The sequence below is a fragment of the Thalassotalea euphylliae genome (assembly GCF_042682785.1).
GTDB classification, from domain to species: domain Bacteria; phylum Pseudomonadota; class Gammaproteobacteria; order Enterobacterales; family Alteromonadaceae; genus Thalassotalea_F; species Thalassotalea_F euphylliae.
This window is the reverse complement of the sequence record NZ_JBHUIB010000003.1, coordinates 1,179,690-1,200,019: the sequence shown is the minus strand read 5'-3', so window position 1 is coordinate 1,200,019 and position 20,330 is coordinate 1,179,690. Positions and strand designations below refer to the sequence as shown.

The 20,330-nt window shown below is 40.7% G+C and carries 19 protein-coding genes; 9 read left to right on the top strand and 10 right to left on the bottom strand.

The window, feature by feature from the left end; genetic code table 11:
* The first annotated feature begins 25 nt into the window (after positions 1 to 25).
* The 3 genes from odhB (at position 26) to sucD (ending at position 3,714) form a co-directional block, all read left to right on the top strand.
* Positions 26 to 1,522: a 2-oxoglutarate dehydrogenase complex dihydrolipoyllysine-residue succinyltransferase gene (gene odhB, locus ACFSJY_RS12795; protein ID WP_386034849.1), complete on the top strand. Its 1,497-nt coding sequence runs from the start codon at positions 26 to 28 to the stop codon at positions 1,520 to 1,522.
* A gap of 153 nt (positions 1,523 to 1,675) precedes the next feature.
* Complete coding sequence (gene sucC / locus ACFSJY_RS12790) at positions 1,676 to 2,842, top strand: ADP-forming succinate--CoA ligase subunit beta (RefSeq protein ID WP_386034847.1); 1,167 nt, start codon at positions 1,676 to 1,678, stop codon at positions 2,840 to 2,842.
* Positions 2,842 to 3,714 carry a succinate--CoA ligase subunit alpha gene (sucD, locus tag ACFSJY_RS12785; protein WP_386034845.1) on the top strand — a complete coding sequence of 291 codons (873 nt, stop codon included), beginning with the start codon at positions 2,842 to 2,844 and terminating at the stop codon, positions 3,712 to 3,714. Before sucC ends, sucD begins: the two co-directional genes overlap by 1 nt.
* Before the next feature lie 64 nt (positions 3,715 to 3,778).
* Here the strand turns inward: sucD and ACFSJY_RS12780 are convergent, their stop codons facing one another.
* Positions 3,779 to 4,912, bottom strand: coding sequence for a hypothetical protein (locus ACFSJY_RS12780; protein ID WP_386034843.1), 1,134 nt, complete (start codon positions 4,910 to 4,912; stop codon positions 3,779 to 3,781).
* 825 nt (positions 4,913 to 5,737) lie between these two features.
* Between ACFSJY_RS12780 and ACFSJY_RS12775 the strand changes: the two genes are divergently transcribed.
* On the top strand, positions 5,738 to 6,466 hold the full coding sequence (locus ACFSJY_RS12775; RefSeq protein ID WP_386034841.1) for a substrate-binding periplasmic protein: 729 nt from the start codon (positions 5,738 to 5,740) through the stop codon (positions 6,464 to 6,466).
* 21 nt (positions 6,467 to 6,487) lie between these two features.
* Positions 6,488 to 7,288 carry a substrate-binding periplasmic protein gene (locus tag ACFSJY_RS12770; protein ID WP_386034839.1) on the top strand — a complete coding sequence of 267 codons (801 nt, stop codon included), beginning with the start codon at positions 6,488 to 6,490 and terminating at the stop codon, positions 7,286 to 7,288.
* Between the two features lie 123 nt (positions 7,289 to 7,411).
* Here the strand turns inward: ACFSJY_RS12770 and ACFSJY_RS12765 are convergent, their stop codons facing one another.
* Positions 7,412 to 7,729: a DUF6172 family protein gene (locus ACFSJY_RS12765; protein ID WP_386034837.1), complete on the bottom strand. Its 318-nt coding sequence runs from the start codon at positions 7,727 to 7,729 to the stop codon at positions 7,412 to 7,414.
* Positions 7,730 to 8,018: 289 nt separating this feature from the next.
* On the opposite strand from ACFSJY_RS12765, the gene ACFSJY_RS12760 reads away from it, so the two are divergent.
* Positions 8,019 to 8,753, top strand: a complete 735-nt coding sequence (locus ACFSJY_RS12760; protein ID WP_386034835.1) for a substrate-binding periplasmic protein — start codon at positions 8,019 to 8,021, stop codon at positions 8,751 to 8,753.
* 175 nt (positions 8,754 to 8,928) lie between these two features.
* Here ACFSJY_RS12760 and ACFSJY_RS12755 read toward each other — a convergent pair whose 3' ends face one another.
* Positions 8,929 to 9,684 carry a substrate-binding periplasmic protein gene (locus tag ACFSJY_RS12755; RefSeq protein WP_386034833.1) on the bottom strand — a complete coding sequence of 252 codons (756 nt, stop codon included), beginning with the start codon at positions 9,682 to 9,684 and terminating at the stop codon, positions 8,929 to 8,931.
* 687 nt (positions 9,685 to 10,371) lie between these two features.
* Here ACFSJY_RS12755 and ACFSJY_RS12750 point away from each other — a divergent pair.
* Entirely contained in the window at positions 10,372 to 12,018 is a 1,647-nt protein-coding gene (locus tag ACFSJY_RS12750) for a SulP family inorganic anion transporter (protein WP_386034831.1), read from the top strand.
* A gap of 49 nt (positions 12,019 to 12,067) precedes the next feature.
* Here the strand turns inward: ACFSJY_RS12750 and ACFSJY_RS12745 are convergent, their stop codons facing one another.
* The 3 genes from ACFSJY_RS12745 to ACFSJY_RS12735 all read right to left on the bottom strand — a co-directional run bounded on the left by ACFSJY_RS12745 (position 12,068) and on the right by ACFSJY_RS12735 (position 15,920).
* Positions 12,068 to 14,125: a S9 family peptidase gene (locus tag ACFSJY_RS12745; RefSeq protein WP_386034829.1), complete on the bottom strand. Its 2,058-nt coding sequence runs from the start codon at positions 14,123 to 14,125 to the stop codon at positions 12,068 to 12,070.
* 115 nt (positions 14,126 to 14,240) lie between these two features.
* On the bottom strand, positions 14,241 to 15,047 hold the full coding sequence (locus ACFSJY_RS12740; RefSeq protein WP_386034827.1) for a hypothetical protein: 807 nt from the start codon (positions 15,045 to 15,047) through the stop codon (positions 14,241 to 14,243).
* Positions 15,048 to 15,239: 192 nt separating this feature from the next.
* Positions 15,240 to 15,920, bottom strand: coding sequence for a PEP-CTERM sorting domain-containing protein (locus ACFSJY_RS12735; RefSeq protein ID WP_386034825.1), 681 nt, complete (start codon positions 15,918 to 15,920; stop codon positions 15,240 to 15,242).
* Positions 15,921 to 16,554: 634 nt separating this feature from the next.
* Between ACFSJY_RS12735 and ACFSJY_RS12730 the strand changes: the two genes are divergently transcribed.
* On the top strand, positions 16,555 to 16,752 hold the full coding sequence (locus ACFSJY_RS12730; protein WP_386034823.1) for a hypothetical protein: 198 nt from the start codon (positions 16,555 to 16,557) through the stop codon (positions 16,750 to 16,752).
* 25 nt (positions 16,753 to 16,777) lie between these two features.
* Here ACFSJY_RS12730 and ACFSJY_RS12725 read toward each other — a convergent pair whose 3' ends face one another.
* The 4 genes from ACFSJY_RS12725 to ACFSJY_RS12710 form a co-directional block, all read right to left on the bottom strand.
* Positions 16,778 to 17,500, bottom strand: coding sequence for a sulfite exporter TauE/SafE family protein (locus tag ACFSJY_RS12725; protein ID WP_386034821.1), 723 nt, complete (start codon positions 17,498 to 17,500; stop codon positions 16,778 to 16,780).
* Between the two features lie 117 nt (positions 17,501 to 17,617).
* A complete protein-coding gene (locus tag ACFSJY_RS12720) occupies positions 17,618 to 18,046 on the bottom strand; it encodes a VF530 family protein (RefSeq protein ID WP_386034819.1) in 429 nt (142 codons plus the stop codon).
* 139 nt (positions 18,047 to 18,185) lie between these two features.
* Positions 18,186 to 18,818: a flavin reductase family protein gene (locus ACFSJY_RS12715; RefSeq protein WP_386034817.1), complete on the bottom strand. Its 633-nt coding sequence runs from the start codon at positions 18,816 to 18,818 to the stop codon at positions 18,186 to 18,188.
* Between the two features lie 90 nt (positions 18,819 to 18,908).
* The gene (locus ACFSJY_RS12710; RefSeq protein WP_386034815.1) at positions 18,909 to 19,346 is read right to left on the bottom strand and encodes a hypothetical protein; all 438 of its coding nucleotides are present in this window, start codon (positions 19,344 to 19,346) and stop codon (positions 18,909 to 18,911) included.
* 203 nt (positions 19,347 to 19,549) lie between these two features.
* On the opposite strand from ACFSJY_RS12710, the gene ACFSJY_RS12705 reads away from it, so the two are divergent.
* Positions 19,550 to 20,305, top strand: a complete 756-nt coding sequence (locus tag ACFSJY_RS12705) for a substrate-binding periplasmic protein (protein WP_386034813.1) — start codon at positions 19,550 to 19,552, stop codon at positions 20,303 to 20,305.
* Positions 20,306 to 20,330 lie beyond the last annotated feature (25 nt).

The window sequence follows — 20,330 nt, the reverse complement described above, 5'->3', positions numbered from 1 at the left end:
GAGTTTGTGAGTAAGGAATAAATTAATGACAACCGAAATTAAGGTTCCAGTTTTACCAGAATCAGTTGCAGACGCGACTGTAGCAACGTGGCACGTACAAGCAGGTGACAGCGTAACGCGTGATCAAGTACTTGTTGATATTGAAACAGACAAAGTAGTACTTGAAGTACCTGCAACAGCTGACGGTGTAATCACAGAAATAAAAGAAGCTGAAGGCGCTACAGTTCTAGGCGAGCAAGTTATTGCAATTCTTTCTGAAGGTGCAGCAGCAGGCGATGCAGCGCCAGCACCTAAAGCGGAGGCGACTCCAGCAGCAGCTGGCGGCGATGCAACAGTTATCGACATTGTAGTACCAGTGCTTCCTGAGTCTGTAGCAGACGCGACAATCGCTACATGGCATGTAGCTGAAGGTGAGTCAGTAAGCCGTGATCAACAGCTTGTTGATATTGAGACAGACAAAGTCGTATTAGAAGTTGTTGCCCAAGAAGATGGTGTGATTGGTAAAATCGTCCACGCTGAAGGTGACACGGTATTAGGCGAACAAAAAATTGGTGAACTGAATGCTGGCGCTACGGCATCGGCAGCTCCTGCAGCGGCAGCACCAGTGGCTGAAGAGTCAGCGGGTGAAGGCATTGCTTCTCCATCAGTTCGTCGCCTACTAACAGAAAAAGGCTTAACAGTAGCTGATGTAAAAGGTACAGGTAAAGGCGGTCGTATTACTAAAGAAGACGTTGAAGCAGCAGCTAACAAGCCTGCAGCAGCGCCAGCACCAAGTGCAGCTACGGCAGCAGCTTCTGCAGGTGCAGCAGCAGCATTAGGCGAGCGTAGCCAAAAACGTGTTCCAATGACACGTCTTCGTAAGACCATTGCTAACCGTCTACTTGAAGCGAAAAACTCTACTGCAATGTTAACGACATTTAACGAAGTTAACATGAAGCCAATTATGGATTTGCGTAAGCAGTACAAAGACGTATTCGAGAAAACACATGACACGCGTTTAGGTTTCATGTCGTTCTACGTAAAAGCAGTAACGGAAGCATTGAAACGTTTCCCTGCTGTGAATGCGTCAATTGATGGTGACGATATCGTTTACCATAACTTCTTCGACATCTCGATTGCGGTATCAACGCCACGTGGTCTAGTAACACCAGTACTTCGTGATTCTGACCAGCTTTCAATGGCAGGTATCGAGCAAGGTATCCGTGATTTAGCGATTAAAGGTCGTGACGGCAAGCTAACAATGGATGATATGCAGGGCGGTAATTTCACTATCACTAATGGTGGTGTATTTGGCTCATTATTATCAACGCCAATCATTAACTTACCGCAAACAGCTATCTTAGGTATGCATAAGATTCAAGATCGCCCAATGGCGGTAGATGGTAAGGTAGAAATCTTACCTATGATGTACCTAGCGTTGTCTTACGATCACCGTTTAATCGATGGTAAAGAATCTGTTGGTTTCCTAGTAACAATCAAAGAGTTACTAGAAGATCCAACACGTTTATTGTTAGACATCTAATTGGTGGCTAACTAAACAAAACTACTCGACTTAAGTCGGTATAAATGGGTCTATTCTCGCTAGAGCTTTTATACTATACTTGGTCGACTTTTAACTGGCAGTCAGTCTTCGGGGTGACTGCCATTATCATTTACAGATAAGTGGAAAAGCACCATGAATTTGCATGAGTATCAAGCGAAACAACTATTCGCTGAATATGGTTTACCAGTTTCTGAAGGTTTCGCTTGCGATACACCTCAAGAAGCTGCTGAAGCTGCTGACAAAATCGGCGGCGATATGTGGGTTGTTAAGGCACAGGTTCACGCCGGTGGCCGTGGTAAAGCTGGCGGTGTTAAGCTAGTTAAAACCAAAGAAGAAATCAAAGAGTTTGCACAACACTGGTTAGGTAAGAACCTTGTTACTTATCAAACAGACGCTAACGGTCAGCCAGTTGCTAAAATCTTAGTAGAAAGCTGCACAGACATCGCTAACGAATTATACCTTGGCGCTGTAGTAGACCGTGGTTCTCGTCGCGTAGTATTCATGGCATCAACAGAAGGCGGTGTTGACATCGAAACTGTTGCTGAAGAAACTCCTCACTTAATTCACAAAGCGGCTATCGACCCATTAGTAGGTCCTCAAGCTTACCAAGCTCGAGAGTTAGGCTTCAAACTAGGCTTAAACCCAACGCAAATGAAGCAATTCGTTAAGATCTTCATGGGCTTAGGTAACATGTTTGTTGATCACGATTTCGACTTATTAGAAATCAACCCACTAGTAATCACTGATGAAGGTAACCTTCACTGTCTTGACGGCAAAATCGGCGTAGATTCAAACGCTCTTTACCGTCAACCAAAAATCCGTGAAATGCACGATCCATCTCAAGAAGATGAGCGTGAAGCACATGCTGCACAGTGGGAATTAAACTACGTAGCATTAGACGGTAACGTAGGTTGTATGGTTAACGGTGCTGGCCTTGCAATGGGTACAATGGACATCGTAAACCTACACGGCGGTAAGCCAGCTAACTTCCTTGATGTTGGTGGCGGCGCGACTAAAGAGCGTGTTGCTGAAGCATTCAAAATCATCCTTTCTGACGACAACGTGTCTGCAGTACTAGTAAACATCTTCGGTGGTATCGTACGTTGTGACATGATCGCTGAAGGTATCATCGCTGCTGTTAAAGAAGTAGGCGTTGAAGTGCCAGTTGTTGTACGTCTAGAAGGTACAAACGCTGAAGCGGGTCGTGAAGTATTAGCAAGCTCTGACGTAAATGTTATCGCTGCTGAATCGTTAAAAGATGCTGCTGAGAAAGTAGTAGCTGCTGCGGAGGGCAAATAATGTCTGTATTAATTAACAAAGATACTAAAGTTATCTGTCAAGGTTTCACTGGTGGTCAAGGTACTTTCCACTCAGAGCAAGCTATCGCATACGGTACGCAAATGGTTGGTGGTGTATCACCAGGTAAAGGCGGTCAAGAGCACTTAGGTCTTCCAGTATTCAACACAGTACGTGAAGCAGTAGAAGCAACTGGCGCAACAGCAACAGTTATCTACGTACCTGCGCCGTTCTGTAAAGATGCAATCTTAGAAGCTATCGATGCAGGTATTGAGTTAATCGTTACGATTACTGAAGGTATCCCAACGTTAGACATGCTTGACGTTAAAGTTAAGCTTGAAGAAACTGGCGTTCGCATGATTGGTCCAAACTGTCCAGGTGTTATCACTCCGGGCGAATCTAAGATCGGTATCATGCCAGGTCACATCCACAAGCCAGGTAAAGTAGGTATCGTATCTCGTTCAGGTACACTAACTTACGAAGCAGTTAAGCAAACAACTGATGCTGGTTTCGGTCAGTCTTCATGTGTTGGTATCGGTGGTGACCCAATCCCAGGTACTAACTTCATCGACGTTTTAGAAATGTTCGAAAACGACCCACAAACTGAAGCAATTGTAATGATTGGTGAAATCGGTGGTACTGCTGAAGAAGAAGCTGCTGAGTACATCAAAGCAAACGTTACTAAGCCTGTAGTATCTTACATCGCTGGTGTTACTGCACCTGCTGGTAAGCGTATGGGTCACGCTGGTGCGATTATCGCTGGTGGTAAAGGTACTGCTGATGATAAATTCAAGGCGCTTGAAGCGGCTGGTGTTAAGACAGTTCGTTCATTAGCTGATATCGGCGTTGCTCTTAAAGAGAAGACTGGTTGGTAATCGACTTTTCTTTTTGAAAGTAATTTGAAAAAACCCGCCTTTAGGCGGGTTTTTTTGCTTAATGTTAAGTGTTACTTGTTAGTTTCTGGTATTTTTTATAATCACTAATGGTAAATGGTCTAATTCGGTACATTTCAGTTTGCATACATCTTGGAGCTTTAAGGTTATTATTCAAGTTAGCCGATCCCGCCAATGTTAAGAATGTTTCTTGTTCGTCTACGTCAAAAGAACAATAGCTACCAATATTTCTTTTACCTTCTGTAGCTCTTACATACACTCTTTTTCCCTCTAATAACAAAGTCTCAACTGCTGGCTTTCGCTTTGCTTTATCTTTTTTGTCTATTTTTCCATGGGGATGCGCGTCTCTTACCTGGAAACCTAACCCGATAAGAGTACTAATCTCAGTGCGGGCTTCCTGTAGTTTTTTATTTATAAGTTCGCCGTCATTATGAGCCCAATATTTCGCTCGGGCCTGAAGTATTGCCACTCTCTCATATCTCTGCTTAATCCGTCTGACTTTTTTATTTCTTTCAGAAATAGATTTCTTATGGTTTAACCTTTTCTTTTTCGCATATTCACTCCATCCCGCTTTCAAGCTTTCTATTTCATCATTCATTTTACTTTTTAAATAGGACAACTCATTCTTAACTTCTTCAGGTGCGCCTATGTCTGAAGATACGTAGTTAAACGAGTTTTTATAAACAAGAATTGGCTCTTCAGTTTCTTTATTGATCTGATCACTATAAATGTAGGCATCGGTTGAAACTAGTAACCGAGTGAGCTCGAGGTTGAGATAGTATGTAGTGTAAAATTTTACGTAATTTTTTTTGTCTTCGGACTCTGAGTCTATCCACTGAAATTCATTTAATTTCGAGCCTAAACTAGAATTAAATTTACTCTCGAAGTTCTTTGGGTTTATTACCTTGAAAAGAGGTGACATTATTGTTGAATAGTCGGCGTAATATCTAGCATTTATGTCATTTTGCATGACATTAACTATTAGTCCCCCTTGCAGTCCTCCGGCAGATGCGTCCGTCCACTCAGAGAGAGTTCCAAACTCTTGAATGTTACTTTCGAAAGCATAGGGCTTTTGATTTGTAATATTGTTACTTATAAAGGTTTTAGGTTTGTAAATAGTTTGGCAGCCAGAGAGAATAGAAGCACAGAGTATTGCTAAGGTTAAATTTCCTTTTTTCATTTTTTATTTGTTATTTCCATCGTATTAAAATCGTTAGATATTTTTTCATATCCATGAATATTATTAAAGTGCTCCTTATAGAGTGGAAAAAGTAATTTACTAGACTATTGATATTCGTAGGTGCTTAACAGCACCAAAAGGAGCGCTTGCACTGCAGCTCCCCTGGGACCCATAGCACTGCTCGGAAAATTTAGTCTTCATTTACGAACTTTTATATCGAGTACACGTTCAGACAGTGCGTCCATGCACTGCTTCACTTTGTTTTCATCCATGAAAACAAGTACTGATAAAAGTTAGTTAATTCAGAGTTTTCCTAAAGCAGAATTATGCTTCGTTTAAGGTTTGTGATTTATATCGCAGTACTTACATGTGGTTCTTTGAAAAAGAAGAGAGCCCTGAATTAAATACCTATCTCTTTTCAGCATCGAAAATGAAATTTAGAACCTGATTTGGCGACGCGAGATAGGACATCGAGCGTTTGAGCTAAGGCAGGAAATCTTATCGCAAGGTATCGTCATAATCGCCTAAATTTCATTTGAGGCAGTATGCTTTGCAGGGCAGTAAGGGAATTCCAATGGGGAAACAACTGTGTTTTCCCCTTTGGGTGTAGTCGCCGCTGCGACAATTAGATTTAGAAAGCTTAATGGAGCTATTTAGTATTTATCTAGAACAATACTGTAATAACAAAATTTAGTTTTAGTGCCGTAAGGCTACTCCAATATAGTGTGTGCGGTTTTATGGTTTTAGGCGTATACTAAAATTGACTGTTAAATATTTTTAATAAATAAGGGACTATAAAACTAAACTCTTAGGTTATTAATTAAAGTGAAGTTTCTCGTACTTTTAATTTCTACTCTGCTTACTACTTCGGCTTTGTCGCAAGAGCCTGCTCCTAATAAAAAATACGAATATGCCTCTATCCAATATCTTATTGAACAAGAGATTGGCCGTATCGTCTTACCTCAAATATATAAAAATATTGGCGTTGAAATAAACATCACGCCTTTTCCGGGGGAGCGGGCTCAGTTTGAAGCAAATCAAGGGAATAGAGATGGTGAGATTATGCGTATTTGGACTTATGGAGAAGAAAATAAGAAAAGTATTAGGGTTCCAACTCCATACTATTTTTTAGAGACCGTCGCTTTCTCACTACAAGAAAGTCACGTTGAAATTGAAACAAAAGAGGATTTAAAAAAATATAAACTGGCTAAGATAAGAGGGGTTAAGCACACTAACAACATTACCAAAGGCTTCTCTGATGTCTATGTAATGAATAGCACAGAAAATATGTTCAAAGTACTATTGGATGGTAAAGTTGATGCAATTTTAACAAATGCGTTAGATGGTGAATTGGTTTCAAAGAGGCTTGGTTTAGAACATATCATTACCCGTAGTAAACCATTAGCAACGCTTCCTTTGTATCATTATATCAATCAAAAAAATAAAGAGTTGGTGCCAGTTATTGATAAAGAAATATTGAGAGTCAAGAACAATGGATTGTTAGCGAAGTTGATTTTACAAGCCGAACAGATAGTGATTGAGCAAAATAAATGATCGGCGTTGGGAGTGTTTATAATGGGTAAATCTATTCAGATGTTTGTTCTGAAATTGGTAATGCTCAGCTTGCTGTTTGCGCCTTTTTCACTCCTTAGTAAAGAGTTTGTGATTGGAATCAACGAACGAGATATTTTTCGTCACAAGGATGCAGAAGGTAATTGGTCAGGGAAAGACATAAAGTTAATAGAGGCTGTTTTTCGTCGCACGCCTTATCAATATAGAATTATTGCTATGCCATGGGCTAGGGTGATAGAAGGCCTTAAAAAAGGTGCTATTGATATGACAGTCGCGGCAACACCTTTGCCTGAAAGAAAAAAGTTTGCGTATTTTACTGAGAATAACTTTCGCTATAGCCACCATATGCTTTTTGTGAACAAAGCAAAATTGAAGCTGTTTGAGTCGGTAAAGCAGTTATCCGATTTAACCGATATTGATGTGGTTATTGCGGCTTTACGCGGTGCTATATATTACGAATCTTACCCCGCTTTGTTAAATAACAAAGAGTTTGCGAAGAGAATAACTTACATCAGCGAAGAACTAAGCATGCTTAATTTTGTGCTTAAAGGAAGAGCTGATGGTTATATTGATTCTGAATTAGAGGGTAAATATTATTTGTTGTCTCAACCTGAATACAGTGAAAAAATCGTCCCTCTTATTCGGATTGCTCCTGATAACGAAGTAGGCAGTAAGCTTATGTTTTCTAAAAAAAGAGTATCAATTGAGCAAGTAGAGGTTTTTGACAACGCCTTGGAAGCACTCCATAAAAGCGGTGAGTATGAAGAAATATCACAGCTTTATGAACTCAATAAAATAGATTGAATGTAGAATTGAAGGGGCAAGTTGGGGTGAAGTAAATATGCTTTAACTTCACCACCCATACCTACATTGTTGTTGCAGCTATAGCCCCTATTTAATGTATTCAAAGCGCAGAGAATAACGCTTTTATTCTGACAATTCCTCATCGTCTAGTTCGACTTTTCTAGGCGTTCGATGACCTGTCTTAGCCAATATTTCTATGTAAAAGCTATCCAGTTCTTTACTCGCGGCGTCATCGATTGATTTATTCAGTGCAGAAACATGAATGACATCCGCAGTCTCAGCGGTCTTGCCATATTTGCAATCAAAGTCCCAAAAGTCTGCACCTTCCGGTAGCGCCTTGTTACGCTCGCGTTTTAAGTATTTCTTAACTTCATGCTTAATAGCGTCAACGAGTCGTGGTTTTTTAATTTTGGGGTGAGTTAAGGAAAACGTTTTTCTCATGATGTGCCTTATGTGATGAGGAGAGAAGCAAATTTGCTTCTATTGCCGCTAGTTTATCACGGAACCATTAGTGTTCGTGTGATAGTTTTCTATCAATTGGCTTATTCTAGAACATCTCAATAAAAACATATGCTTGCCGTAAGAACTTCCACAATTCCTTCATAAAGCTTATGTAAGCTATAAAATCCAGAAAATAGGGTTCTACAGACGTGTTTGCTTGTTAAGACATTCTGTGAGTAAATGATGAATAGATAAAACGTCTACTTTTTATAGCTGTAAAGGTATTGAAGTGAAAATTGTTGTAGCATTGTTTGCATTATTTTCGTGTTTATTAAAAGCTGAAACCTTAACATTTGTCGCTGAAGATCTTCCGCCGTATCACTACATCGATGAATCTGGCAAAGCAAACGGTGCTTTGGTTGAGATAGTCAACGCTTTGGCAATGCATGCTGATATTGAATACACCATAGAGCTCTATCCGTTTGCTCGAGCATTCAAACTGTTAAATGCCAAACCTAATGTCTTAATGTTTTCATTATTGAAAAGCCCTAGTCGCGAGAATCAGTTTCTTTGGCTAGGCGAGCTAATACATAACAAGGCGTTTCTAGTGGCATTAAAAGAAAATAACGCTGAATTAGCGAATCTAGCCCAAGCTAAAAACAGTACAGTAGGTACAATTAGAGGTTACTACAGCGAGCGTTACCTTAAAAACGCTGGCTTTGAAGAAGGAAAAAATTTATCACTAAGTGTTAAGTATCAATCCCTTTGGCAAATGTTATTCAATAAACGTACAGATTTCGTTTTAACAAATGCGGTGTCTCTCAACAAAGAGTTAGGTGAACTTGGCTATAGTGTTGACGAAATTGAACGTAGATTAGAGTTAAGAGATTTTCCTAATCAATTGCATCTAGCTGGCAATTTAGCACTTGATCCGTCTATAGCAAACAAGCTGAAACAAGCGTTGGATTCTATTAAGGCAAATGGAGAGTATCACCAAATCCTTACGCGTTGGGGCTTGGATTAGCGCTTTTCACATTGAGTGCTTTAGCTACATAGACAATTGCTTAGGCGAGATTAGAAGAGTTACAGGTTGTTTACCTTATCTAGAATAATGCCGTCAAAACAAAATTTAGACATGTCGAAACATGTGGTTGAGGAGGCGTTAGGCTGTCGAAAGGCCTGTTGAATTGAGAGGGGGGTTACTGCTTTTTGTGTTCGCGAACAATTTGATATTTGCTCACTAGTGCCCGATATTCGTCTGACTCCAGCACTGTTGCTAGCGCTTTATTAAATCTCATCACGTTATCTGTATCCTTAAACGCTGCTCTGTATGCACTCGGAGGAAATATTTCATGAACGGTGAATGCTTGATTTAATGGATTCTTTTCGTAGGACTTAAGGTAGTGATTAAAAATGTTGATATCCATTATGATTACTTCTGCACGTTCTTTAAAAAGCATTTCTAGCTGAATTTTCTGATTGGCTACTTGAGAATACAAAGGGCTTTTTTGGACTGTGTCTGCAAACGCTTCGCCAAGGATTTTGTGAGCATTTTGAAATGTAGCGAGAGTGAATTGTTCAAGCTCACGAATACTATTAATTTCGAAATTATTCTTGGCCAATGAAATCGCTACATTCTGATAATTGATATACACATCAGTTAGCAATTGTTCGTCAGGCATTACTTGTTTGTTGACCGTCAGAATGGCATCAATATCCTCGTTCTTAAGCATCCTTGGAGTACGGCCAAAAGGCACAAAAATATAGTTAGCTGAGGTATTCATTTTCTCGAATACATGGTTAACCAATTCAATTTCAAACCCTGTCAGCGGTTCTTTTACGACATAAGGCGGCTTTGCGAGTCCTATAACAACATTAAGTTGTTGTTCGGCTTTGCTCATAAAGGATACGAGCAGGATAAATACCGTAATGACTCGGAGTAATAAATAAGGCATGCTGTACTTCTGGTGAAACCTTATTTTAATAGTACGCCCTATTTTCTCTATTGTCGAAGCGTGAACACATTTATTTCTTTGAAGACCTTTGTGTTTACTATTGAACTTATGAAGCAGAAAATGACGGGCTGTTTCAACGCATTCATTTGTATAAGGGTGTTTATCCTGTTCATCATAATGACTAGAAATAACTTTCGAGCAAAGGTGAAGGACTTTTTACACTATTTAATTCGGTGAGTAATGCGGCTAATGCCCCTTACCTTAGAACAAAATTCAAATGACATATTTGGAAAGGTGAGGTTTAGTGCGTTTATTTCGTAGCTAATTGTCGCTAACTTCTGGTAACGTGCGCCATTCGAGTATTGTTTGTATGTGTCGTAGAGTTAATCTGTAAAGCACCACACATTGGCCGTCAATTTTTCTTTTTTTCCTTAAAAGTCGCTTAAAATTTAGTGTTTTAAGTGATCTGACCTGAATAAAAATTGTGGAATAGTGATGCTTATTTCCTTATCCTAGCGCCTATTTGTTACGAAAACCTGATTTAGCTGAAATCTTTGTCTACTTTCGCTAGGGTAAGCGTTAAGTTAAGGATTATTTAAGTACCAATGACTAGCAATCAGTTTACATGACGGCGTGCTTTGATTTGTTAGAAATCACGTTCTGGTCTCAGAGTTAGGAAAAGAAAATATGGTGAAAACTAGCTGGTTTAACGAAATCAATCTCTCGAATATCCGCGGCGACCTTTTTGGTGGTGTGACAGCGGCGATAGTTTCGTTACCGTTAGCTCTTGCGTTTGGTGTCGCGTCCGGTGCTGGTGCAGAAGCTGGGTTATATGGTGCCATTCTTATCGGACTATTTGCTGCTATTTTTGGTGGCACTCCAACACTTATTTCTGAACCGACTGGGCCAATGACAGTTGTGATGGCCGCTGTATTAACATCTTTACTTGCAAATAACCCCGAGAATGGCTTGGCGATGGCGTTTACGGTGGTAATGATTGCAGGTGCTTTTCAGATATTGCTCGGCCTCTTAAACCTTGGTAAGTACATCACACTGATGCCTTACAGCGTGATATCCGGTTTCATGTCAGGTATTGGCCTTATTTTGATCATACTGCAATTGCCACCGTTATTGGGCCATGAGAATCCAGGAGGGGGTGTTGTTGGGAATTTAATGGCGCTCCCTGAACTACTGACAGCAGTTAGTTGGCCAGAAGTGACGCTAGGTATGATCACACTTGCTATTCTTTTTTGGTTTCCAAAAAAGTTTGCGGTAAGAATTCCACCTCAACTTATTGCTTTAATTGTCGGCTCAATCATTGCTGTTACGGCGTTTAGCGGCAATGACATACGTGCCATTGGCGAAGTGTCCCTTGGCGTTCCTACGTTAATATTTCCAACATTTACACCTGAGCAAATAACACAAATGATTTTCGATGGTATTGTGTTGGGTACCTTGGGGTGTATAGACGCTTTATTAACTGCCGTGATTGCGGACAGCTTGACGAGAAAAGAGCATAACTCAAGAAAAGAGCTCATCGGGCAGGGGATTGGCAATATGGTGTCAGGACTTTGTGGTGGCTTGCCAGGTGCCGGTGCAACCATGGGAACGGTTGTTAACATTCAATCAGGAGCAAAGACTGCGTTGTCTGGAGTCACTCGCGCTCTCGTATTGCTCATACTCGTGGTGTTTGCTGCAGGGTTAACGGCTTATATCCCGCTTGCAGTGCTTGCTGCTATCGCTATAAAGGTGGGATTGAATATCCTTGATTGGAGTTTCTTAAAACGTGCTCACAGGGTGTCTTCATCAGCAACGTTTATTATGTATGGCGTTATGCTACTTACGGTTTTTGTCGACCTTATTGTCGCGGTTGGAATCGGTGTGTTTATCGCCAATATTTTAACGATTGAAAAGCTAAGTCGCTTACAAGCCAAAAATATTTATCGCATAAGCGATACGGACGACTCTATACGCCTAACTGACGAGGAACGTAAAACGCTAGCTAAGGGCAACGGCAAGGTTATGTTGATGTATTTCAGTGGACCTATGATGTTTGGTGTTTCGCGTGCTATTGCCAGAGAGCATGAAAATATTCACTCGTTCGATAAGGTGGTCTTTGATTTAACGGATGTGCCGTTGATAGATGCGACGGTTTCATTAGCAATCGAGAACGCGGTCAAGAACGCAGTAGAACAAAATAAAGATGTGTATATTGCATGCCCGTCGACCGATACCCGACAAACATTTCGTCGAATGGGGTTAACCGATTTGGTTGGCGAAGTGAATATGGTTGAATCTCGAATGCACGCCTTAGAAAAAGCCGTTGGTGCATAACCGGGTTAGTAATAAAAAAGGGAGCTAATGCTCCCTTTTTTATTGAGGTTTATTTGGGTTCAACGGTAGGTGCATCGGTAGATTTTTTATATTTCTCAAACCACGCTAAGGTGTGTTCAATCTTGGCTATCATACGTGATGGTCTTCCCGCAATACCGTGTGACGAGCCAGGCACTTTAACCAATACAGAGTCTATTTTACGGAGCTTAAGTGCTTGGTAGAACTGCTCACTTTCTGCCATTGGTGTACGTAAGTCCTCTTCACCAGTAATCAACATTGTTGGTGTCGTTACATTGCCAACCAATGAAAGTGGCGAACGTTCCCAGTAATGTTGTACGTGATCCCAAGGCATCCCCGGGAACTGTGTTGGGATTTGGCCCAAACCACTGTCAGCAATTAAGACTTTACTCAACCAGTTAATAACGGGTTTGGCAACGAGTGCTGCGTTGAAACGGTCTGTTAAACCAATCGCGTACGCAGTAGCAATACCGCCAGCAGAACCACCTGCAATAAACAAGTTTTGCTCATCAACAAAGCCAAGATCAATCATAGCGTCAACACCGGAATTGTGGTCGGCAAAATCTTCTTTAGAGCTGTACTTGTATTTCAACAACATAGCAAAGCGCTCACCGTATGAGCTACTACCACGATGGTTATCATAAAATACAACGTAGCCTTGCTCGGCAAAGCGTTGGAGTTCAGCCGAAAAGTGAGGTCCGTAGGCTAAGTGAGGACCACCATGGATTTCAATAATAAGCGGGTATTTTTTAGCAGGGTCAAAATTTGGTGGTGTAATGTACCAGCCTTGAATAGGCTCACCATCAAACGATGAGGTGTAGTTAATTTCATGCACTTCACCGAGTGTTTTATGCGCAAACAAATCTTCGTTTAAACGGGTAAGTTGTTTAACCTTACCTTTCTTTGAAACGACGGCTACGTCCGCTGGGCGCTGTGCCGAGCCATGCGTGAATGCAATGGTGCCTGATGTGTTCGCATCAAATGCACCGCTGATGTACGGACGGCCTAATGTCGTACCGGTAACACTATCTGTTAAATCCTTGATTTTACCTTTTGTGGTAATGGTAGCGACTTTTCGCTTACCAAAATCATCGTAGGCAAAGGCAAGTTGTGATGAGGAAATCCATTTCGGGTTGCGGATAGAGCGGTCGAATTCCTCTGCAATCATTTTGCTCGATTTATCAGACCAATCCATAATATTCAATTTGGCATTACGGTAAGGGTTTAGCGCGTTTGAAGTCGACAAAAACGCTAGGCTTTTGCCATTTCCAGAAAACTCGGGGTTGAATTCTCTACCCGGTGCATTAGTAAGTTGACTAAGCTCTCCACTTTCAACGCTAACAGCATAAAGATCACTCTCTAAGCGCTCATACTCCCAGTCTTTACTTCTATTTGCAGAGAAAACAATTTGTTTACCATTTTGGCTCCACTCTAACTTTCCTCCGTGGTGGAAATCTCCACTAGTTAGTTGTCGCGGTGTTCCACCTTCTGCAGGGATAACAAAGATGTGCTGATAGCCTGGGTCAACTAGTCCTCTGCCGTCCGCTTGATAGTATGCTTGGTCGATAACGGTCACAGGCTCTGACCATTTGGCGCCTTTAGGTTTCTTAGGCATTTTGACCAGCGATGTTCTTTTGTTTTTTATTTTATGGTGGTAGGCAAACCACTTACCATCCGGAGACCAGGTTAGATTGCTGATATTACCTTGAATTTGACTGACCAACGCTGTGCGATTTTCTTCAAGGTAGTGCACATGGATTTGACTAGAGCCAGACAGATTACTGATGAAAGCAATTCTCTTTCCGTCGGGTGACCAGGTGGGTGAGAAGTATTGATTGTTGTCAGAGAACAGTGGGATTTGTGTATTGGTGTCAATATCAATTAGCCACAAATTTCTGTTCTTACCATCAGTCATGATGTCATTCGAGTTGCGGACATAAACAAGTTGTTCGCCATCAGGTGATACATGAATATCGCTTGCATACTCAAGCGCGAAAATATCTTCAGCAGTAAAGGTGTTACTCGCTAGAACACTTTGTGAAGAGAGAATCGACAAGGCTAAGGCCAACTTGCCTAGCTTTTTAATCATATTTGACTCCGAAAATTATTGTTTTTACGGCATAAAAATATGCCGATAAATTAAGTTGCCTGCAATGCGAACACGTTAGTTTGTAGGTTAGTTCAGATAATCGGTTATTTCGATACTAATTCGGGTTTGAACTTAACATATTGAATTGCTCCGTCTTCCTTTGGGAAGTGAGCTCTTTAACAGATTTTTTGAACGTGCCTCTTAGGTGAGATTTCAAATGAGGTGTGACGTCTTTAACTGCAATATTTTTTAATACGCTAAACAGAGCTAAGCAGTAAACCATCTCATTCTCCGGTAATGCGACTTCACGATTGGCGTATTTGTTATAGCAACTGCCACAGCCACCTTTAAATTGATAGGCAGTGTTTGCGAACATGATACCAAACCCCATAAAGCTGGCGACAAGGTCTATGGCCTGCGGCATAAACTCGTTTCCACCAGGTGGCTGAATCCCTTTTTGTGCAATAACAATTGCTGCAAATGCTTGTGCATAAGAAGCAATTAAGTCTTGTGGTTGGTTAATTTGGTTAGGGTTATAACTCACATAAATCGTATTACTGGCGCCTGGCGTAAAATCAGTACTAAATACGTCTGCTTTTGCTCCACGTAATGCCGCTTTATATTCCAGTTTTGGCATTTTGTGGTATTGAGGGTTTTGGTGATACAGTGCGGGAGAAACGAGCTTGATAGGCCAGTTTTTAAGACCCGCGTACTCGAGCGTCTTATCAAACACCGACTGTGCCATTTCTTCAATACTCGATACCTTGCCTGGATAAAAGTCACCTGTAGGCAGAACGAGCAGGGCGTTATGTTTAAACTCTTCACAGTCTAAGTTCGTTATCGCCCATTCAAAAGTATCTAAAATCCATAATGTAGTGGATTCATCTAAGCAAGGGGATTGTTTGAAAAGTGATAACAACATAATGGGGATAAAGCGTCATACAGATAATTGTCAGAGACGCTAAAGTAGCATGTCATTTTTACGTTGGAAACATACAGGTGGAAAATGTCCCCTTTGAACACATTAAATGTGTGGTTAACACTTGCGGCTCACTAGTCGAGAAATAAAAAACCGGCTAGTAAGCCGGTTTTGACGTTAGCAGAAAACGCTATTTTATTTACGTGAAAGTCGCTTAAAACCGAGTAAGCCAAGACCAAGAGCAATAATTGCTGAACTTGGTTCTGGTATTTGGGTGCCAATAGTTAAGTTATCTAGTGCCATTCGTTGCACTGAGTTATCTGAATTCGCCGCACCATCAATTAAACCAAAATGAATTGTGCTAATGGCTAGCTCTGATGTAATCCCCCAGAATGCATCTACTCTTTCAGGTAAAAAGTAATTTTCAGTGCTACCATCGCCAAACGTCACAAAGGCAAAAGTACCAAACACGCCTTCACTAACACCACGTATATCGAATCCTACACCGAATACTCCCATTCCAGTTCCGAACGATGTGTCGCTAAAGTCGAGTAAAAATGATCCGTTACAGCCTGCACAATAGTAGGCATCACCAGCACGTTGACCTGCAATTAGATTGTTATCATTAAAACCTGTCGACTCAAAGCGTGTTTCGCCAAGTATGTTAGATATATGAGTATTCGTGTGGCTATCAAAACCACTTCCATCAAAGCCATCGCCAGCGAAGTAACCTGCGCTCGAGAAATCATCCACTAAAAAGTCACCGAGTTCTGATTCAAACATTCCGCGATCACTATAAATAAGTGTTGCAGAAACGAAATGAGAGGCGAGCCCCAATGCTAATCCTAAAACCAGCTTTAGTGACAATTTATTCATGAGTAATACTAAATCCCTATTTTTCTTGTTGTCCTCGCATAGCAAGTAGAGTGCCTGTATTTATTATGTTAATAAATACAAAAGCTTAGGTTTTCAATTGGGTTGATTTGTAAATTTATAGAACACCGGTGTAAAAATAATTAACAATATGATTAATAAAGCAGAATGAGAAATTCTGGCACTAATCAGCGATCATTTCTTTGATACTTTTTACCGCTAATTCAGAGTCGCTCATATGTAAATGATGTTTCGTGGTTTGGAATATTTAACGATGGATCTTGTGGAGAGGTTTTTATAATAGGATTCCAAGTCTGCATAAAACTTGTAGTTATCGCTATGTCATCAGATATACAAGGTGGTTTATAGCGCTCTTTTTAGCAGATAAAGGGGGAGGACAGGTTAGTCTGTGAATCAGTAGGAATCCAGAATCCGATTAATACGTTCGACTTAATATGGTTTAGTTGCATTGCATTATTCAAGATTTGCTAATGCATTTTGCAAACGTACACTTTTTGACGCAGGAGATATGCGAAAAATCCTAAATAATACAATGCAGTATCAATCTCTGAAATTGGCCAGTTCTTTGCAAAGATTAAAGTGGAGAGGAAAATGGATTGAAATGAGGAGAGATATTATGAAAACGTTAAATAGCAACTTTCATCATATGCTTGGCCGCAGTGCTTCTGATTTAGACAACCTAGATTTTGAATCTGCACAAGATTTGGCAACAATGGCAATGCTAATGTCATTGGAATTGGATTTGGACGCGATTGATAACTCAGCCGATAGTAATGAAGAAGACTCTTTTTCGTTTGTGCTTGGTTACAACTAACGTTTGTGTTGTGGGCACTAAAGTCTTAGGTGAGTGCCCTGATAATGGCAATGACAGCGGTTATTGCGCTTAATGCGAGAATCCAGCGGCGCGCTAAATGAGCTTTAACAATGCCCTGCATTTTTGTCGATAGATGTAAGCCGAGCACTACACCTGGTGTTGCCATCGCAACAATACCGAGAGTGTTTAGCGTAATTTCGCCAATAGCGACAAAGGTGGCGATCGCAATAAAGTTTAAAAACAAGAAAAATGCGGTTAGATTCGCTTTAATATTGTTTAGATCGCCACGTTGGTATAAAAGCGCAATAGGTGGACCTCCCACAGCAGTAAGGGTTCCCATAAAACCAGAGGTAAAACCCGCTATCGTGTTGGTGCGTTTATTCACCTTAGGTGTAATGCCTAATACAGAGATCGCCACAGCGGCAAGTATGACCAAACCAAACACTAATTCAAATTGATCGCGAGTCGCTACCTTAAGGAGCAAGCCAGCTAAAATAACGCCAACCATACCGCCTTTCATCGCCCACCTTATTTGATTAAATTGTAAATGGCTTCGATCTCTGCGGAGCATGATAACTGTCAACACTGTTGACCACAGAATAAGTGGAGCAGGTACCAATGAAGGGTTTATCAAAAAGAGCAGTGGCGCGCAAAACATACCAATACCGTAGCCAATTAATCCTTGTAAAAGGCTACCAAGCAACACAATGACATTAATTAAAATAATGGTGAAAAATGAATATTCCAACGTTGTTGGTTCTCGCTGTTGCTATCTGGTTGAAAATAGATTTAACGGAAAAATTCCGTGCTTTTAGTGGGTTAAAGGTTATTAGTAAACGCAGACCAGGACAAAACGGGCAATACGTTATTGTCCCCAGGGGTTCACTTTTCCGTTTTTGTCTCTAACCACCTTACGGTTTTGGCGCTGTCTTGCTTTCTCTGCACGCTTTACTCGCAACCTTTCTGCATCTTCAAAACTTAATTCTGCGGGCTCTTTAGGCACAACACCTTCAGGGATAATGCGCTCGCGCGGTGGTTTTTCAAACTCACTCTGACTGGCCCTAGGAAGGCTTTTGTATTGGTAAAGGTAAAAAGCTTCTACTTTCTCACGTGCCCAATCTGTCTTTTTTAAAAACTTAATGCTTGATGCAATACTCGGGTTTTTATTGAAGCAATTGATATTTAGATAGGCATAAAGCAACTCAAAACCGTATTGGTCAACAATTTCACTAAGTACAGTCGCCAGACTCGTGCCGTGTAATGGATTATTGAGATATGGGTTGTCTTTAGTCATTCAGATCTGTATCGAGGAGAGCAAATAGAAGTGTATTATAGCGAATAGCGCTGACTAATCATATAAGTACAGCGCTGAGAAAAGTTATTGATTTGCAAAGCTTGCAAAGAAGGCTTTCGCTGGAAGCGCCACTAAATGCCTATGCTGGACGGGCTTTTTTGAAAGGTGCTGTTATTCCTGAATACTCGCTGGCACCTAATCGGGCTAACGGGTTTACACGATCTGCATGTACTTTTATGCGATCTTCGCTTGTCGTTGCAACGTCAGGGTTAACGTAAAGTTTTTTTATTTCTACAAAAATTAGTGATTGAGGAACATCACCAAGCTCTTTTATTTCATATAATTCACAACCATATGCGATATCGCACTGTTCGACTCTGGGCAGGTCAAAACCATCAAATTCAACCGTAGATAATTGACTACTTGCAACATCGGCTATTTCGGATTCTCCATGCGCGAGTGATGCCGCTGTTTGAGTGACAATGTCTGCTTGGTTCTCGCTTGCAATGTGAATCACCATCTTTTTGTTCGCTTTAACGTTGACTAAAGTATCTTTGAAGTCTCCATTAGGCTTTTTGCCAACAGAGATCATCATAACAGCAGGATCACTCGATACAGCCGTAAAATAAGAAAATGGTGCAAGGTTGTAGGTAGTTTCCCCTGTTTTTGCAGTAGAGCTTGTTAATGCCCAGGCAATAGGGCGTGGAATAATGGTTTGGGTCATTAAATGATAGCGCTGAGAAGCACTAAATGCATCGAAATCAATGATCATAAAAAAGCGTAAAGCAGTTTGAAATAAGAATAGGTTTTATAGCACGTTGTGTAAGATTTTTTTAGCGAGATATTTACTATGATATTCGTTTTAGCCCGCAGCTAGCGCATCCATTTTTTTGCCAAGTATGTTAATTAATGAAGCATTCAATGAAATTAGCTCACCTTCCAACATTCTGCGCTCACGCTCTGCTTCTTCAGAGTTGTCGCTACGAATCTTGGCTAATTTACGCTGCACCTCTTTGATTCGTTCTTGCAGCTGTTCGATAAGCTCATCAAGTTTATCTATTTCAGCGTCGCTTTTTGCTGTACTTTTGGTTTCTTCAGTACTTTGTTGAAGTAACCCCTCAACGGCTTTCTTTTCAAGGCTAGCTTGTTCTTCTTTGAGTTTTTCGCGTGCTTCGGACGATATATTAAGAGAGGGGGTGTTATACGATGTGGCCGATATCTTTTCGGGTGCTGCAGTATTGTTACTAGAGTAACGGGTGACAGCATTAACATAGTAAGAAGTGCCTAAATTGATATCCATCGTGTAAATAAATGTAGCTCGCGTAACTCTTAATCGACGATGACAGAAAAAACTTGAGCGAAATGTACCTAATTTGTTAATGATTGGAGGGGGATGTCGACAACGTTAAATAGCAGCTCTTTATTAGAGATAATTGGTTTGCTTTGCTACCTTTCTAAAATATATACAACAATTATTGTTGGCCGATAAATACAAAGTTAGTTATGGAAGATGTCACTTTAAAAAGCCGACGAAATTTATGTTGGTTTGTATCCTGTTTGTTGATGTTGAATGCTCACTTTTTGTATGCAGAAACATTAAACGCCAGCATTGCTCTAATCCCGATACATGCAGAAGTGATTGACGGTCAACCACAGGGTGGTTTTGTTGAAGTGGTTAAGTTGCTCGATAACACCTATCGAGAAGGCCGTATTGAGTATCGTCTCTATCCTTTCGCTCGCTCTATTGCCAATATCGAAGGAAGCAAAGCCGACTTTCATTTGCCACTGATAAGACCCAATCAAAAAATTACAAATGGGTTGGGTTTTGACTATGTTTCTGAACCTATTTGCCAAGTGACATTCGTGTTGTATTCCTTGAAGACATTGTCTGACATTACACCTGAGAATGCTGCAGATTATGACGTTGATACCCATAGAGGCCACAAAGCGATGTTTGACTTCGCTATACACGAAGTGGGTAGTGTCGAAATGGGCATTAATAAGTTGCTAAAAGGTAGAAGCGACGGTTTTATATTTGAGCAAGAAGCCGTTGATAGTTTCATACGTGAACATGGCTTAACACAAATAAAACGCCAATACTTTGCAAGCTATGACTCGTCCATTATTGTCCCTAAAAGTGAGCAGGGCCAAAGTACAGCTGCAATATTAAATATTTTGATTAAGCAGCTAAAAAAGGACGGGAAGTTGCAAAATATTACTAGACATATTCATCAGCCTTTTCAGGATTGGCAGCCTTAATGTGCTGCTAACGTCTTCAGAGTTC